The following is a 16,616-nucleotide window of genomic DNA, read 5'->3' as shown; positions in this document are numbered from 1 at the left end:
GCTCCTATCGTTTGGCCTGCCAGATGCGCTGCTGATAATCGCGGATGGAACGGTCAGCGCTGAACATGCCTACACGGGCCGTGTTGAGCAAGGTACGGCGGGTCCATTCATCGGCATTACGGTAAAGCGCATCGACCTGTTTTTGCGCCTCGCAATAGGTGGCAAAATCCGCCAGCACCAGATACGGATCACCGCCATCGAGCAGACTGTTGAGCATCAGATCGAAGGCCTTTTTGTCACCACTGGCATAAAAACCGCTGGCCAGTTCGTCGAGAATGGCTTTGAGATGTTTGTCCTTTTTCACCAGCGCTTTCGGCTTGTAGCCTTTTTTCAGCTGCGCTTTTACCTCATCAACGGTCAGTCCAAAGATAAAGATGTTGTCCTCGCCGACTTGTTCGGCAATTTCGACGTTGGCACCATCCAGCGTGCCGACGGTCAGCGCACCGTTCAGCGCCAGTTTCATATTGCCGGTACCGGAAGCTTCTTTGCCTGCGGTAGAAATCTGCTCGGAGACATCCGCCGCCGGGATCATCAGTTCAGCCACCGACACGCAATAATCCGGGATGAATACCACTTTGAGACGATCGGCGACGATCGGATCGTTGTTGATCTTCTCTGCCACCTGATTGATCGCATAGATGATATTTTTGGCGAGGTAATAGCCGGGCGCGGCTTTTGCACCGAACAGGAATACACGCGGCACGATGTCGAGTTTCGGGTTATCGCGGATCTGGCGGTACAGTGAAAGAATGTGCAGAAGATTGAGATGCTGACGTTTGTACTCGTGCAGACGTTTGATCTGCACATCGAAAATCGCGTCCGGATTAAGCCGGATCCCCATGCGCTGCCAGACGTATTCCGCCAGCCGCACTTTGTTATCGTGCTTAATTTTGCGGTACTGTTTGCAGAATTTTTTGTCTTTAACGCCGTCTTCCAGACCTTTCAGCAGGTCCAGATTATTGACCCAACTGTCGGTTTTCAGCCGTTCATCAATCAGTGCCGACAGCGCCGGATTACATTGTTTAAGCCAGCGGCGCGGCGTGATGCCGTTAGTCACGTTATGGAATTTTTCCGGCCACAACTGGTGATACTCCGGGAACAGATCTTTGACCACCAGATCCGAATGCAGCGCCGCCACGCCGTTAACCGCAAAACCCGCGACCACGCAGAGGTTCGCCATACGCACCTGTTTGTCGTGATGCACGGCAAGTTTCGCCCAGACCGCCTCATCACCCGGCCATTCTTTGCTGACCCGTTTCTTAAAGTTGGCGTTGATCTGTTTAATGATCTGGAAATGACGCGGCAACAGGCTGCGCACCAGTCGCTCGTCCCAGGTTTCCAGCGCTTCCGGCATTAGCGTATGGTTGGTGTACGCGAAGGTGCGGCTGGTGATGTGCCACGCGTCATCCCAGCTCAACTGATGCTCGTCGAGCAGCACGCGCAGCATTTCAGGAATAGCGATGGTCGGGTGCGTATCGTTGAGCTGGATGACTTCATAATCCGGCAGTTCGCTGATTTTGCGGCCAAGGAAATGATGACGCCGCAGGATATCGGCCACCGAGCAGGCGCACTGAAAATACTGCTGCATCAGGCGCAGGCGTTTACCGGCCTGATGGTTGTCGTTCGGATACAACACTTTGGTGAGTTTGGCGGCGTCGATGCCCTGTTGTTCGGCTTTCAGAAACTCGCCGTCATTAAACTTTTCGAGATCAAACGGGTGCGGATGCGTGGCTTCCCATAAGCGCAACGGTTGCGTGATACCGTTGCGGTAACCCATTACCGGTAAATCCCAGGCTTCGCCACGCAGGGTAAATTCCGGTTCCCAGCGTGAAACGCCCTGCTCATTTTTCACGATTTTACCGCCAATACCGACGCTGACCGCCAGCGAACTGTTGTGGCGGAACCACGGATATTCGCTGCGGTGCCAGTCGTCCGGCGACTCTTTCTGTTTGCCGTCAACAAAACGCTGGCGGAATAAACCGTACTGATAGTTCAGGCCGTAACCGATGCCGGGCTGCCCGACGGAAGCCATCGCATCGAGATAACAGGCCGCCAGCCGTCCCAGCCCGCCATTGCCCAGCGCCGGATCAATTTCTTCTTCCAGCAGGTCGGTCAGGTTGATATCAAACTGCTCCAGCGCAGCGGCAATTTTTTCGTACCAGCCGAGATTAATCAGGTTGTTACCGGTGAGACGCCCGACCAGAAATTCCATCGAGATATAGTTAACGTGGCGGATAATTTTTTTGCTTTTACTGCTGACCGGCTCATTTTGCGGGGGAATTTGTTCCGCGACGGCGGCGCTGACCGCATGCCACCACTGGTGCCGGGTCATATCTGAAGCTGAAGTGAGTCCGAACGCTTGCCACTGGCGGGTGAGCGCCGCCAAAAAAACATCCTGCTTGAACGTGATCTTCGACATAGGGCAGTCTCTTTTCAGTCTGAGGGGACGGAATGCTTCCGTGAGAAAAAGTGTGATCGCGATATCTATGTATAAACCCTATGCTGGAAAAATGCTCACTGCGGGGATGAGGAAAAATGCATGAAATCATGTCGAAGGGATGGCGGAGATGCCATTAAAACCCCGCCCCAACCCTCACCTTCGCAGGGGAGGGGTTTTAATGGCATCTCAATAGCTATTATTTCTGCCCGTAATACGCATCCGGCCCGTGCTTGCGGCTGAAGTGCTTGTGCAGCAAATAATCGTCCATCGGGGTTTGGTCACGTCGGATTGAACCGGTGATCCACGCCATTTTCGCGACTTCTTCCAGCACCACCGCGTTGTGTACCGCCTGTTCCGGCGTGATTCCCCAGCAGAACGGGCCATGCTGGGCGACCAGAATACCCGGCATATGCAGCGGATCGATGCCGGTCAGCGACGCGGCGATAACTTTGCCGGTTTCCAGTTCGTACTCTCCGCTGACTTCCTGACGCGATAAAGGCCGGGTGCAGGGAATGGCACCGGCAAAATAATCCGCGTGTGTGGTGCCGAGTGGCGGGATGGCGACGCCGGCCTGCGCCCATGAGGTCGCATAGGTCGAATGGGTATGCACGATGCCACCAAGCTGCGGGAAACGGGCGTAAAGTTCGAGATGCGTGGCGGTATCTGAAGAGGGTTTGTAATGCCCTTCCACGACGTCGCCTTGCAGGTTCAGCACGACCATATCGCTGACCTGCATTTTCTCGTATTCCACGCCGCTCGGTTTGATCACAACAATACCGCGCTCGCGATCAATACCGCTGACATTCCCCCACGTGAAGGTCACCAGACCAAAAGCGGGCAGCGCCATGTTGGCTTCAAATACGCGTTGTTTCAGTGCATCCGTCATCGGGTTTCCTCCATGTTAAGCCCGGCTTTCTGCATTTTATCGACCACCCAGGCGCGGGCGTTGCGCACTTCCTGCATCGGATCGGCGGCGGTTTCGCTCCACATTTCGATCAGGTACGGCCCGCGATAACCGCTTTTTTGCAGCGTGGCAAAGCAACGCTCGAACTCCACCACGCCGTTGCCAAAGGGGACGTTTTTGAATACGCCGGGCTGTGTGTCTTTAACATGCACAGCGACGATATGCCCTGCGCCGCTTGCCAGTTCCATCTGCACGTCGTTATCCCATGCCGATAAATTGCCGATATCCGGATAAAGCTGGAACCACGGATTGTTCAGGTAATGACTGTAACCCAGCGCTTTGCTGATCGAATTCATCAGCGGGTAATCCATGATTTCCATCGCCAGCGTGACCTGCGCACGACTGGCCATTTCGACGGACTCCTGCAAGCCATCGCGAAAACGCTCGCGGGTATTTTCATTGGCCTGCTGGTAATACACGTCATAACCGGCAAGCTGGATCACGCGAATGCCGAGATCCTGCGCCAGCACGATGGCCTTGCGCATGATTTCCAGACCCTGATTGCGGGTTTCATCATCTTCTGCACCAAGCGGGAACCGCCGGTGTGCGCTCAGGCACATGGACGGAATGCGGATGCCGGTGCGTGATATTGCATCAACTACCTGCAAACGTTGCTCGCGTGACCAGTCCAGCCGCGCCAGCCGGTTGTCGGTTTCATCCACCGACATTTCAACGAAATCGAAGCCCAGCTCTTTCGCCAGTGTCAGGCGCATCAGCCAGTCTTCGCCCGCAGGCAGGGCTTTTTCATAGATACCGAGTGGAACGGCTTTATGCATCATTCGGTGTTCCTTAGCCCCAGAGCTGGCGAATGGATTTTTTGAACTGACGTGCTGCGTCAACCGGATCTTTGGCGTCGCGGATACTACGTCCGGCGATAAAGACGTGCACCGGAATGTCTTTAAATAGCGGCAAATCTTCCAGCGCCAGTCCGCCGGTAATGGTCACTTTAAAGCCCATGGCGGAAAGGCGTTTAATCGCCGAGATATCGGCATCGCTCCACGCCACCCCGGCGGCCTGCGCGTCGCGGCTGCGGTGATAAACCACCTGCCCGATGCCTGCGTCGTGCCATTCCTGCGCCTGTTCCCACGTCCAGTAACCGGTCAGCTCAATCTGCACGTCGCCGTTAAATTCTTTCGCCACTTCCAGCGCACCTTTGGTGGTGTTGATGTCGGCACAGCAAATCACCGTCACCCAGTCAGCATGGGCTTCGAAACACATGCGCGAGAGGATTTTTCCGGCATCGGCGATTTTGGCATCGGCCAGCACAATTTTTTCCGGATACAGCGCCTTGAGGTCACGCACCGCGCGCACACCTTCTGCGACACATAAAATAGTGCCAACTTCGATAATGTCGACTTCGCTGGCGATCAGACGCGTGGTTTTGTAAGCGTCGTCCATCGACTGGTTATCCAGCGCCACCTGCAACATCGGTAATGAATGAGACATAATATATTCCTTCTCTGCTAACGAATTAGTGAACCGCCGTGGCGGAGGTCAGGTCGATCAGATCCAGCACCTGTTGCGCCGTAGTGCAGGCACGCAGGCGGTCAAAATTGGCTTCATCATCAAACAGGTTCACCACCTGCATGATGCCGATTTCCTGATGCGCATTGGCATCCACCGCCGCCAGCGTGATGAGAATGTCCACCGGATCGTTATCTTCATGATTGAACACCAGCGGTTTTTTCAGCGTCACCAGCGCAAAACCGGTTTTCAGCACACCTTCTTCCGGACGGCCATGCGGCATGGCAAGCCCGGGCGCGATCACGAAATACGGCCCGAAACGTTCGACGCCGTCCAGAATCGCCTGGTAATAACGCGGCTCTACCACTCCGGCTTCCACCAGCATATCGACGCCAATTTTCACTGCGCCCTGCCAGGTTTCTGCTTCTGCGTTGAGGCGAATCGAGTTGTTTTCAGCCAGCGAATCTCGCAGTTTCATACATCGCTCCTTACTTTTTCAGGTCTGCGGAAAAGTGCGCGTTAATCACTTCCATCACTTTCGGACCGAAGTCCGCCGCCGACAGCATGTTGCGCACGCCGACCACGTATTTGTTGCCGCTGACGGTGATTTCATCCGCCACGTGCGTGGAGGCGACAATAATGTCAGCCCCGCTCAGCTCGGATTTGTATTCCCCCACCGCGCAGCTATTCATGGTGTGATCCACGCCTTCCTGCGTCAGAAACTGGCCGATTTTCATCTTCATGATCATCGAACTGCCTTGCCCGCAACCGCATACCGCCAGAATTCGTACTGTCATGGGAACCTCTTTATTTTGTGAGAAGTTATTTGTGAGAAGTCATTAGTGAACAGTCATTAGTGAGAAACGGACTGATTAAGCGCCTGTTTTTCAGCATCTTCTTCGGCCCGCAATGCGCGACCCGCGAAGAACATGTAGAGCAGCACAATCACCCCAATGACGCCTATAAAGGCCATACCGATGCTGAAGAAGCCCTGCATCATTGGCGGTGCCAGAATCGACCAGTCTGCCATGCCCATCCAGGCGCTCAGGCCGGTGAGTTTGATGGCCCAGACGCAGCCGAAGATTTCGATCATCCCCATCACCAGACAGATTTTCAGCGCCGCGCGCCAGCCGCCGAAGTGATTGGCAAACACGCCGATGGTGGCGTTAGAGAAGAACATCGGGATAAAGCCGGGGATGATCATGATGGAAGAGCCCATGCCAAACAGAATGGCGACAGCAATCAGCTGGCCGATGGTGCCCCACATAAAGCCCCAGACCACGGCGTTCGGCGCAAAGCTGTAAATAGCCGCGCAGTCGATGGCCAGCACGGCACCGGGGATCAGGCGTTGGGAGATGCCGTTAAAGGCTTCGGTCAGTTCAGCAACGAACATACGCACGCCCTGAATAATGATGAAAATCGCCACTGCAAACATCAGACCGGTTTGCAGGATGTAAATCGTCCAGTGGGTTTTTCCGGCCATTTGCTGCAGGGTGTCGAGGCCGAAGGAACACAGAATGATGCCGAAGAACACGGTCATCACGATGGCGGTAGACACGATATTGTCATGGAAAATATTCAGCCAGCCCGGCAGTTTGAGATCTTCAACACTGTCTTCTTTCTTCCCGAGATACGGCGCGATTTTATAAGCGATCCACGAGGCAAATTGCTGCTGGTGACCAATCGAGAAGCCGCTGTTTTCGGTCACGGCCTGCGTCGGTTTGTACATCATGTTCGAGGTAATGCCCCAGTACAGCGACACCAGAATTGCGGTTGACCAGATGGTGGTCCACATCGGATAGCCCATGATGAAGAAGAACACCGCAATCAGCCCCGCCTGCTGGAACATGATGTGGCCGGTGAGCATGATGGTGCGAATGCCGGTAATGCGGCGGAATACCACCATCAGGATATTCAGCGCCAGGGCGATCAGCACCGCGTAACCGACCCAGCTATAGGCCTCGCCCATGCGCTCCACCGTGGCCATCATTGAGGCATAGGTATCTGATATTGCACCGTTAATGCCATACACTTCTGAAAGTTTTGCCACCACCGGTTTGAAGGTACCGGTCAGAATGCCGGACCCCGCCTGCAGTAACATAAAGCCGATAATGGTTTTGATGGTGCCCTTGATAATCACCGTCGCGCTCTTCCTGAGCAGGATGTAACCGAGCATGGTCACAATACCCAGCAGCAACGGCGCGTTAGTCATTACCTGATTAAAAAATACGGTGAAGATGGTGTAGAGGAATTCCATAAGACTCTCCGTCTGACCTTGTTTGATCTCTTCAACGCACTTGAACATAACCGCTGCGCTAAAAAGTGAGGGACAAACGCACTCTAATGCTCACATCGAATCAAATAAAGATTCGCAATGATTATTTGTGAGCAGTCTCGCAAGATATCGTCATCGGCAGAATGAGCTAACAAACTAAATCACTCTGTTTTTATGATAAATATCAGCCATATACTACAAAAAAAGGCATGTGAAAACCGCCTGAAATCCTCCCATCCTCCTTTGTCACCCCCTGCTTAATGCTAAAAATCGCTCGTTTATAATCATTGTCATTATGAATTTTCGATGATAAGTTCTCACAAACAAATCATATATAATCACTAAATGATTTATTGTGACTCTATTTCAAAGCCAACTCAGATGAGGGAATACTATGAGCAAAGTAGAAACGATCAGCCGCGAATCCTGGATCCTCAGCACTTTCCCGGAATGGGGCACCTGGTTAAACGAAGAGATCGAGCAGGAAAAGGTCGCGCCGGGCACTTTTGCCATGTGGTGGCTGGGCTGTACAGGGATCTGGCTGAAGTCTGAGGGCGGCGCGAATATTTGTGTCGATTTCTGGTGTGGCGTCGGCAAGCAAAATCACAGCAGCCCGCTGATGAAAACCGGCCACCAGATGCAGCGCATGGCCGGTGTAAAGAAGCTCCAGCCAAATCTGCGCACCACACCGTTTGTGCTCGATCCCTTTGCGATCAGGGAGATCGACGCGGTGTTATCCACCCACGATCATAACGATCATATCGATGTGAACGTGGCCGCCGCGGTCATGCAAAACTGTGCTGCTGACGTGCCCTTTATCGGCCCGCAAACCTGTGTGGATTTGTGGATGAGCTGGGGCGTGCCCGCCAGTCGTTGCATCGTGATGACGCCGGGCAAAGTGGTGAGGATCAAAGACGTGGAAATTCACGCACTGGATTCTTTCGACCGCACGGTGCTGATCACCCTGCCCGCAGACCAGAAAGCCGCAGGGGTATTGCCGGATATGATGGATCAGCGCGCGGTGAATTATTTGTTCAAAACGCCGGGCGGTAACCTGTATCACAGCGGCGATTCGCACTATTCCAACTACTACGCCAAACACGGTAACGAATATCAGATAGACGTGGCGCTCGGCTCTTATGGCGAAAACCCGCGTGGTGTGACCGACAAAATGACCAGCGTCGATATGCTGCGCATGGCGGAATCCCTCAACACCAAAGTCGTTATTCCGTTCCACCATGATATCTGGTCGAATTTCCAGGCCGATCCGCAGGAAATCCGCGTGCTGTGGGAGATGAAAAAAGATCGCCTGAAATACGGCTTCAAGCCGTTTATCTGGCAGGTCGGCGGTAAATTCACGTATCCGGATGATAAGGATAACTTCGAGTATCACTATCCGCGTGGCTTTGACGACTGCTTTACTACCGAGACTGATCTGCCATTCAAGTCTTTCTTATAAAGTATGTTATGAACAGGCGGAGGCAACAGACTCCGCTTTTTTATAAACCATGTAATTGCCATTACTGCTCGTTTATAATCACGCGGTAATCACCTATTTACCTGCGGAGCCACCATGACTGAGCCACAACGCCACAATGCTATTCTCGATCTGCTGCAACGTCAGGGGCAGATTTCCGTCGCTGATGTGATTGATCAGTTTGATATTTCACCCGCTACGGCGCGTCGTGACATCACCAAGCTCAACGAACTGGGCAAATTGCGGAAAGTGCGCAATGGCGCTGAAGCCGTGAATCAGCCACGCCAGAACTGGACACCGCTGAATATCCATCAGACGCACAATCTCAACGAGAAAATGCGTATCGCCAAAGCGGCATCCGAACTGTGCCAGCCGGGTGAAAGCGTGGTGATTAACTGCGGTTCGACGGCGTTTCTGCTCGGCCGTGAAATGTGCGGAAAAGATATTCAGGTCATTACCAATTATCTGCCGCTGGCCAATTATCTGATTGAACAGGAGCACGACAGCGTGGTGATCATGGGCGGTCAGTACAATAAAAGTCAGTCAATTACGCTGGCACCACAAGACGGCGATGCCAGCCTGTATGCCGGGCACTGGATGTTCACCAGCGGCGCGGGGCTGACCGCCGATGGCCTGTACAAAACCGATATGCTGACCGCGATGGCCGAGCAGAAGATGTTGAATTATGTTGGGAATTTGGCGGTACTGGTCGACAGCAGCAAAATCGGCCAGCGCGCGGGCATGCTGTTCAGCCGCACCGAACAAATCGATGTGCTGATCACCGGCAAAGAAGCGAATGATGAAATCATCGGGCAATTACGTCAGAAAGGCGTGCAGGTGATCCTGGTTTAGCCTTTATCCCTGTATTTCGTCTGGTCTTAGTTGTGCAATTATTGGGTAGAATGGCGGCATAACCTTTTATGAGGCAAGACCAGAATGGAACAATTTGAAGCAATCAGCGTTGAACAAGCACATTCCCGCCTGACCTCAGGCGAAGCCGTGATGGTCGATATTCGTGACCCGCAAAGCTTCGGCGCAGCACATGCACCTGGCGCTTATCACCTGAGCAACGACAGCCTGCCTGCGTTTATCCAGCAGGCCGATGCCAAAACACCGGTACTGGTGATGTGCTATCACGGCATCAGCAGCCGCGGTGCCGCGCAATTTCTGATTTCTCAGGGTTTCGAATCGGTCTACAGCGTTGACGGCGGTTTCGAAGCCTGGTCGCAAACCTTCCCGCAAGATATTGAAGCCTGACCCCTCTTTATTGACGCCGGCGCACGCTATAGTCTTTATAACCAGGCTAATGAGTTTGCGCCGAAAATGTTCTTAAGCTGAAAAAGCTACCTTTCTCCAGTGTTGATATAATTTCCGCCTACTATCGACAGGATTCCAAGATGAAAAAACTGAACACTTCACGTTCTTTAGGGATGCGTACGCTCGCCGTTCATGGCGGACAGCAGCCCGATGCCCTGACCGGCGCGATTGCGACACCTATCACCGCCGCATCGGCATTTTCATACCCGGATTTTGACAGCGGCGCACGCCGTTTCAGTGGTGAAGAACCGGGTTATATTTACAGCCGTTTCGCCAATCCGACGGTGGCCGTTTTTGAACAGAAACTGGCGGCGCTTGAAGGCGCAGAAACCGCCGTTGCCTGCGCAAGTGGCATGGCAGCGATCAGCGCCACGTTGTTTGCCCTGCTGGTTCCCGGCGATGAAATCATTCATATCGGCACGCTGTATGGCGGCACTGAAGGCGTGGTGCGTAACCTGCTGCCACGTTATGGCATCAAACCGGTTCACGTTACCCATGTGAGCGAACTGGAAGCGGCATTCACAAAAAACACCAAAGTGGTGCTGGTGGAAACCCCGGCTAACCCGGGACTGGATATCGCCGATCTGGCTGAAGTCGCCCGTCTGTCGAAAGCCGCCGGTGCAGTCAGTGTGGCGGATAATACCTTTGCCACACCGTACCTGACGCGCCCGCTGGAACTGGGCATTGATATCGTTCTGCATTCCGCGACCAAATACATCAGCGGCCACGGCGATGCGACCGGTGGCGTAGTGGCCGGTTCGGCGGCATTAATCACGCCAATCCGCACCCTGAGTCTGAAGCAGTTCGGCGGCAACCTGAGCCCGTTCGAAGCCAGTTTGCTGATCCGCGGCCTGAAAACTCTGCCGCTGCGCGTCGAAGCCAGTTCGCTGAGCGCACAGGCGGTGGCGGAATTCCTCGACGGCCACAGCGCGGTAGACACCGTGTTCTATCCGGGGCTGAAGCAGCATCCGGGACATGCCACCGCCTCAAAACAAATGAAACTGTTTGGCGGGATTATGGCCATTGAGCTGAAAGGCGGCCTCAACGCCGCACGGACGTTCCTCGATAAGCTGAGCATCATCACGCAGGCGGTATCGCTCGGCGACACCGATTCGCTGGCCTGCCATCCGGCATCGACAACGCACAGCGCCGTCGCGCCGGAAGTTCGCCGCCAGAGCGGTATCACCGACGGACTGGTGCGCATCAGCATCGGTATCGAAGATACCGAAGACCTGATTGCTGATCTGCAACAGGCGCTGGAAGGGCTTTAAGCGGATCTGAAATCACGCTCAGCATCACATCTCCTGCATGCTAAAGTGTAATTATTATGGCGATATAGAGCATATATCGCCATAATACTTTCAGTTTACACTTCAAATTGGCTGCTACCATGCCCCGAAAAACATCGCCCTTGCTTCCGGCAACTGAATCGCTATTAACTGAGTTTGGCGATCGTCTTCGTCTGGCGAGGTTGCGCCGCAAACTGACGGCAGCACAGGTCGCAGAACGGGCAGGTATGGTTCCCATGACATTGCGCAATCTTGAACGCGGCAACACAGGCGTCACTCTCGGTGCCTGTCTGGCGGTAATGCAGGTTCTGGGCGTAGAACAAGATCTCAATTTGTTGCTCAAAGATGATCCGTTCGGCCGCCAGTTGCAGGACGCTACATTAATTCCCCGTAAACCCACCTCACGCAACTCCCGTTCAAAACGGACGCCTTCCTCTGTGTCCTCAGATAATACTCTTTTAAAACAAGATGAACCGGATACAGAAAGTGACTGGGCTAAGGATGATTTTTTAAGTGCGGGTTCATTAGCGTCACTGCTTCAAGGTGGTGAAAATACCGGTAAAAAAACCCATAAAAGGACGAAGAAATGACGGTAAGGATTGCCGTGTATGCCGACTGGGCGCCCCTCCCATCGCCTTTGCGCATCGGTTATCTCAATGTGCATCAGGCTGCAGGTCGCGAAATTTTTGCCTTTGAATATGATCAGGCTGCGCTGGAACATCCTGATTTTGCCCATCTTCAGCTTGATCCACGAATAGGGTTATTCACTGGCCCCCAATATCCGGCACAAAGGCAGGATATTTTTGGTGCCTTTGCGGATACCAGTCCGGATCGCTGGGGACGGTTGTTGATGAAAAGACGGCTGGAACGTGAAAAACGGGCAGGTGTGGCCTCTGCAAGCCAGCGTCTTTATGAATCTGATTACCTGCTGGGCGTGCATGACAGTTTTCGTATCGGCGCGCTGCGGTTTCGGCTCAATGATGAAGGCAATTTTCTGGATGACCGTCATGATGTCGCTGCTCCTCCTTTCATTCAAATTCGTGAACTCGAAGCCGCCAGCCGGGCGCTGGAAAAGGACCGTGAAAATCAGGATGCCGCAGGAGATGAATGGTTACGTTTACTGATTGCACCAGGCGGATCGCTTGGCGGCGCCCGCCCAAAAGCCAGCGTCAGCGCACCAGATGGTCATCTGTGGATAGCAAAATTTCCCAGCATTAATGACGAATATGATATCGGTGCATGGGAGCTGGTCGTCAATACGCTGGCAAAAGCCTGTGGTCTGAATGTGCCTGAAAGCCTTGCCCGCCGCTACGCCAATCCTCATCATTGTTTTTTAGTGAAGCGTTTTGACCGGACGACAGAGGGTCAGCGTAAACACTTTGCCTCGGCGATGACGCTGACCGGCCATCAGGATGGCGACGACGCCTCTTCAGGTATCAGCTACCTTGAGCTGGCGGCGGTAATTATTAATCAGGGCGCGCAGCCAAATCAGGATTTACGCGAACTCTGGTCGCGTATCGTGTTCAATTTGCTGGTATCCAATACCGACGATCATCTGCGCAATCACGGTTTTCTACTGGAACCGGGAAAAGGATGGCGTCTTTCACCCGCCTATGACATGAATCCGGTGGCGCAAAGCACAGGATTAAAACTGAATATCAGCGAATCCGATAATGCGATGGATCTCGATTTAGCGCTTTCTGTCGCGCCGGTGTTTAGGATTTCAAACAGCGATGCGCTGGATATCATCCGTCGCTGCCAGCAAATCGTCAGACAGTGGCCAACGATTGCCAGCAAAATTGGCCTCTCTGTACGCGAGCAAAATGCGATGTCATCAGCATTTAGGTTAGCATGACCCTGTTAACCAGAAGCCTGCTGACAGATAATCAGGCGATACCATTATCGCCTGTCTACATAACAATGAATTACCGCAGTCAAACAATTAGGGAAACCGCTAAACGCTATGGTGCGCATTCTTAACCTGAACAACCCCCGCCTGGCTCAGGCTTTTGTCGATTACATGGCAACCCAGGGTTTTACGCTGACGATGAAACACGAAAGTCAGGAAGTGCAGCTCTGGCTGGAAGATGAATCCCGTCTGGAAGAGGCCGAGAAGCAGGTGGCGCTGTTTGTGCGCGATCCCCTGCATCCACGCTATCAGGAAGCAAGCTGGAAAACCGGCAAGGCACAGCCACATTTAAAGATGTCGCACACACCCTTCCTGAAAACCCTGCGCAGCCGCGCCGGGCCGCTGACGATAGGCATGATTGTGCTGAGTCTGGCGGTGTTTATCCTGCAACAGATGGTCGGCGACGAACTGGTGATGAGCTGGCTCGCCTGGCCGGACAGTTCGCGCGTTTTCCAGTTATGGCGCTGGTTCACCCCGGCCCTGATGAATTTCTCCTTTATTGCCTTGCTGATTAATCTGGCATGGTGGTGGTATCTCGCCAGCCAGATTGAGATGCATCTGGGCAGCGGCAAACTGTTCACCGTGACACTCATTTCGGCCCTGATCAGCGGCTGGGGCCAGTCGATGGTCAGCGGTTCGTGGTTCGGCGGATTATCCGGTGTGGTGTACGCGCTGATGGGTTACGCCTGGCTGACCGGCCAGCTGAAACCGGAAAGTCGTCTGTATGTGCCCGGCGGATTACTGGTCATTTCGCTGATTTTTATGTTCATTGGCTATGCTACGGGCGGCGCGGCCGTGTCGAATGCCGCGCATGCGTTTGGTCTGGGCCTCGGCCTGATCATGGCATTTGTTGACACGCGCACTCCGCGCAACAAAAAAAATAAGTAGGGGATTCGGGTGAAACAAACACAACGCCATGATGCGATTATCGATTTAGTCCGCCAGCAGGGGTATGTCAGCACCGAAGAGCTGGTGGAGCATTTTGCAGTCAGCCCGCAAACTATCCGCCGTGATCTGAATGATCTGGCGGAACAGAATAAAATTCACCGTCACCATGGCGGTGCAGCCTTGCCGTCCAGTTCGGTGAATGCGGCATACAACGACCGTAAAGTGATGTGGTCGGAAGCGAAAGCGCGTATCGCCGAACGAGTCGCCAGCCAGATCCCTGACGGTTCAACGCTGTTTATTGATATCGGCACCACGCCGGAAGCCGTGGCGCATGCGCTGCTTAACCATAAAAATCTGCGCATCGTGACCAACAACCTGAACGTCGCGACGCTGCTGACAGCCAAAGAGGATTTTCGTTTGTTCCTCGCAGGCGGTGAAGTGCGCGCCCGCGACGGCGGCATCATGGGCGAGGCAACGCTCGATTTCATCTCTCAGTTCCGCCTTGATTACGGCATTCTCGGCATCAGCGGCATCGATATGGACGGTTCGCTGCTCGAATTCGACTATCACGAAGCCCGTACCAAACGCGCGATTATCGAAAACTCCCGCTGCGTGATGCTGGTGACGGACCATTCCAAATTTGGCCGAAACGCGATGGTCAACCTCGGCAAAATGGATCTGATTCATTATCTGTTCACTGATAAACAGCCGCCGGACAGCGTGAAGCAAATCATCGACAAGTACGACGTGCATCTCGAACTGTGCTGATTTGCCTGCATTTAAGGAGCGCTGCGGCTGGCGCTCCTGCTTTTCCTCCCTCCGCCCTGCCCGGCAAAACGAACAATTTCGAAAAATTCCACGCGTAGCAGCGTTCGGTTTCGTCCCCTCCTTGCTATTTTGCTCGAAACCGACACAAAAATGTTACCTTCATCACGCATAATTGTTTTTATTTGGTTAACGCTTGGCTTGTTTGTCGATTCTCGATTACAATCGTGAGCGAAAACGAACATAAAAGAGCTATTGCGAACATCTGGAGGAAGATGACGTGGAAACCAAAGACTTGATCGTAATTGGTGGCGGTATTAATGGTACCGGCATCGCAGTCGACGCAGCTGGCCGCGGGCTGTCTGTTCTGCTGCTTGAAGCGCAAGACTTGGCCTGCGCGACCTCTTCGGCCAGTTCTAAACTGATCCACGGTGGCCTGCGCTATCTGGAACATTACGAATTCCGTCTGGTCAGCGAAGCGCTGGCTGAACGTGAAGTGCTGTTGAAAATGGCACCGCATATTGCTTTCCCGATGCGTTTCCGTTTACCGCATCAGCCGCATTTGCGCCCGGCCTGGATGATCCGCGCCGGTTTGTTCCTGTACGACCATCTGGGCAAACGCACCAGCCTGCCGGCCAGTAAAGGTCTGAAATTCGGCAGCGAGTCCGTGCTGAAACCAGAACTGACCAAAGGTTTTGAATACTCGGATTGCTGGGTCGACGATGCGCGTTTAGTGGTCGTCAATGCACAGGAAGTGGAAGAACGTGGCGGCGAAGTTCGTACCCGCACCCGCGTGACCCGCGCATGGCGTGAGGACGGCATGTGGATGGTGGAAGCCGAAGATATCGACACCGGCAAAACCTTCACCTGGCGCGCCAAAGGTCTGGTGAACGCTACCGGTCCGTGGGTAAAACATTTCTTCGACGACGGCCTGAAGCTGAAATCGCCATACGGCATCCGTCTGATCAAAGGCAGCCATATTGTGGTGCCCCGTGCACACAATCAGCCGCAGGCCTACATTCTGCAAAACGAAGATCATCGCATTGTTTTCGTGATCCCGTGGATGGATGAATTCTCCATCATCGGCACCACCGACGTGGAATATCACGGCGATCCGAAAGACGTGAAAATCGATGATAAAGAAATCGGTTATCTGCTGAAAGTGTATAACGACCACTTTAAGAAACAGCTGACCACCGAAGACATCGTCTGGACTTATTCCGGCGTGCGCCCGCTGTGCGATGACGAATCAGATTCACCACAGGCGGTGACCCGCGATTACACGCTCGACGTTCACGATCAGGATGGCAAAGCGCCGCTGCTTTCTGTATTCGGCGGCAAGCTGACCACCTACCGTAAACTGGCGGAACATGCGCTGGAAAAACTGGTGAAGTACTATCCGAAAGCTGGCCCGGCGTGGACCAAAACGGCCGTGCTGCCTGGCGGGAAACTGAACGGAGACCGTGATACCTACAGCGCCAATCTGCGTTCCCGCTTCAAATGGTTACCGGAATCACTGGCACGCCGTTATGCGCGTACGTACGGCAGCCAGACAGAGTTATTCCTGAATGACGCGACCAGCTTTGAATCGCTGGGCGAAGATTTCGGACACGGATTCTACGAAGCTGAACTGCGTTATCTGGTGGAAAAAGAGTGGGTTTCACAGCTTGATGATGCCATCTGGCGTCGTACCAAACTCGGTATGTGGCTGGATAAAACCCAGCAACAACGCGTCGCCGAGTGGCTGGAAACGCACAAACAGCAGAAGAAACATCTGTCGCTGGCGTCTTGATTTAGTTAGCTCCTCCCCCTGCGAAGGGGGAGGCCG

The 16,616-nt window shown here is 53.7% G+C and carries 17 protein-coding genes; 9 read left to right on the top strand and 8 right to left on the bottom strand.

Features of this window, described 5'->3' with window-relative positions:
- Positions 1-4: 4 nt before the first annotated feature.
- The 7 genes from malP to ulaA all read right to left on the bottom strand — a co-directional run bounded on the left by malP (position 5) and on the right by ulaA (position 7,125).
- Positions 5-2,419: a maltodextrin phosphorylase gene (gene malP, locus ABIC79_RS17410; protein WP_119261104.1), complete on the bottom strand. Its 2,415-nt coding sequence runs from the start codon at positions 2,417-2,419 to the stop codon at positions 5-7.
- A gap of 217 nt (positions 2,420-2,636) precedes the next feature.
- Positions 2,637-3,326, bottom strand: coding sequence for an L-ribulose-5-phosphate 4-epimerase (locus ABIC79_RS17405; RefSeq protein ID WP_013573569.1), 690 nt, complete (start codon positions 3,324-3,326; stop codon positions 2,637-2,639).
- Positions 3,323-4,183: an L-ribulose-5-phosphate 3-epimerase gene (locus tag ABIC79_RS17400; RefSeq protein ID WP_112151938.1), complete on the bottom strand. Its 861-nt coding sequence runs from the start codon at positions 4,181-4,183 to the stop codon at positions 3,323-3,325. Before ABIC79_RS17400 ends, ABIC79_RS17405 begins: the two co-directional genes overlap by 4 nt.
- A 10-nt stretch (positions 4,184-4,193) precedes the next feature.
- Complete coding sequence (locus tag ABIC79_RS17395) at positions 4,194-4,850, bottom strand: 3-keto-L-gulonate-6-phosphate decarboxylase UlaD (RefSeq protein WP_013573567.1); 657 nt, start codon at positions 4,848-4,850, stop codon at positions 4,194-4,196.
- A gap of 25 nt (positions 4,851-4,875) precedes the next feature.
- On the bottom strand, positions 4,876-5,346 hold the full coding sequence (gene ulaC, locus ABIC79_RS17390; protein WP_112151939.1) for a PTS ascorbate transporter subunit IIA: 471 nt from the start codon (positions 5,344-5,346) through the stop codon (positions 4,876-4,878).
- Between the two features lie 10 nt (positions 5,347-5,356).
- Positions 5,357-5,665 carry a PTS ascorbate transporter subunit IIB gene (gene ulaB / locus ABIC79_RS17385; RefSeq protein ID WP_013573565.1) on the bottom strand — a complete coding sequence of 103 codons (309 nt, stop codon included), beginning with the start codon at positions 5,663-5,665 and terminating at the stop codon, positions 5,357-5,359.
- Positions 5,666-5,721: 56 nt separating this feature from the next.
- Entirely contained in the window at positions 5,722-7,125 is a 1,404-nt protein-coding gene (gene ulaA, locus ABIC79_RS17380) for a PTS ascorbate transporter subunit IIC (RefSeq protein WP_112151940.1), read from the bottom strand.
- A gap of 412 nt (positions 7,126-7,537) precedes the next feature.
- Here ulaA and ulaG point away from each other — a divergent pair, with 412 nt between their 5' ends.
- The 4 genes from ulaG to ABIC79_RS17360 all read left to right on the top strand — a co-directional run bounded on the left by ulaG (position 7,538) and on the right by ABIC79_RS17360 (position 11,208).
- Complete coding sequence (gene ulaG, locus ABIC79_RS17375) at positions 7,538-8,602, top strand: L-ascorbate 6-phosphate lactonase (protein WP_013573563.1); 1,065 nt, start codon at positions 7,538-7,540, stop codon at positions 8,600-8,602.
- Positions 8,603-8,716: 114 nt separating this feature from the next.
- A complete protein-coding gene (gene ulaR, locus ABIC79_RS17370; protein ID WP_013573562.1) occupies positions 8,717-9,472 on the top strand; it encodes an HTH-type transcriptional regulator UlaR in 756 nt (251 codons plus the stop codon).
- 84 nt (positions 9,473-9,556) lie between these two features.
- The gene (glpE, locus tag ABIC79_RS17365; RefSeq protein ID WP_037033715.1) at positions 9,557-9,877 is read left to right on the top strand and encodes a thiosulfate sulfurtransferase GlpE; all 321 of its coding nucleotides are present in this window, start codon (positions 9,557-9,559) and stop codon (positions 9,875-9,877) included.
- A gap of 140 nt (positions 9,878-10,017) precedes the next feature.
- Positions 10,018-11,208, top strand: a complete 1,191-nt coding sequence (locus ABIC79_RS17360; protein ID WP_013573560.1) for a trans-sulfuration enzyme family protein — start codon at positions 10,018-10,020, stop codon at positions 11,206-11,208.
- Between the two features lie 114 nt (positions 11,209-11,322).
- Here the strand turns inward: ABIC79_RS17360 and ABIC79_RS17355 are convergent, their stop codons facing one another.
- Complete coding sequence (locus ABIC79_RS17355; protein WP_223509957.1) at positions 11,323-11,469, bottom strand: hypothetical protein; 147 nt, start codon at positions 11,467-11,469, stop codon at positions 11,323-11,325.
- On the opposite strand from ABIC79_RS17355, the gene ABIC79_RS17350 reads away from it, so the two are divergent.
- From ABIC79_RS17350 to glpD, 5 genes are all read left to right on the top strand, one after another.
- Positions 11,409-11,816, top strand: a complete 408-nt coding sequence (locus tag ABIC79_RS17350; protein ID WP_232829664.1) for a helix-turn-helix domain-containing protein — start codon at positions 11,409-11,411, stop codon at positions 11,814-11,816. The genes ABIC79_RS17355 and ABIC79_RS17350 overlap by 61 nt on opposite strands.
- Complete coding sequence (locus ABIC79_RS17345; RefSeq protein ID WP_013573558.1) at positions 11,813-13,081, top strand: type II toxin-antitoxin system HipA family toxin; 1,269 nt, start codon at positions 11,813-11,815, stop codon at positions 13,079-13,081. The genes ABIC79_RS17350 and ABIC79_RS17345 overlap by 4 nt, the downstream gene beginning before the upstream one ends.
- Before the next feature lie 108 nt (positions 13,082-13,189).
- On the top strand, positions 13,190-14,023 hold the full coding sequence (glpG, locus tag ABIC79_RS17340) for a rhomboid family intramembrane serine protease GlpG (RefSeq protein WP_013573557.1): 834 nt from the start codon (positions 13,190-13,192) through the stop codon (positions 14,021-14,023).
- A 9-nt stretch (positions 14,024-14,032) separates the two neighbouring features.
- On the top strand, positions 14,033-14,791 hold the full coding sequence (locus ABIC79_RS17335; protein WP_013573556.1) for a DeoR/GlpR family transcriptional regulator: 759 nt from the start codon (positions 14,033-14,035) through the stop codon (positions 14,789-14,791).
- A 277-nt stretch (positions 14,792-15,068) separates the two neighbouring features.
- Positions 15,069-16,580: a glycerol-3-phosphate dehydrogenase gene (glpD, locus tag ABIC79_RS17330; protein WP_354567942.1), complete on the top strand. Its 1,512-nt coding sequence runs from the start codon at positions 15,069-15,071 to the stop codon at positions 16,578-16,580.
- The last annotated feature ends 36 nt before the right edge of the window (positions 16,581-16,616 follow it).

The organism is Rahnella sp. 2050, from assembly GCF_040544515.1.
Classification (GTDB): Bacteria; Pseudomonadota; Gammaproteobacteria; order Enterobacterales; family Enterobacteriaceae; genus Rahnella; species Rahnella aceris.
Note: the sequence above shows the minus strand (reverse complement) of the source record. Positions and strands in the feature narration are given on the sequence as shown.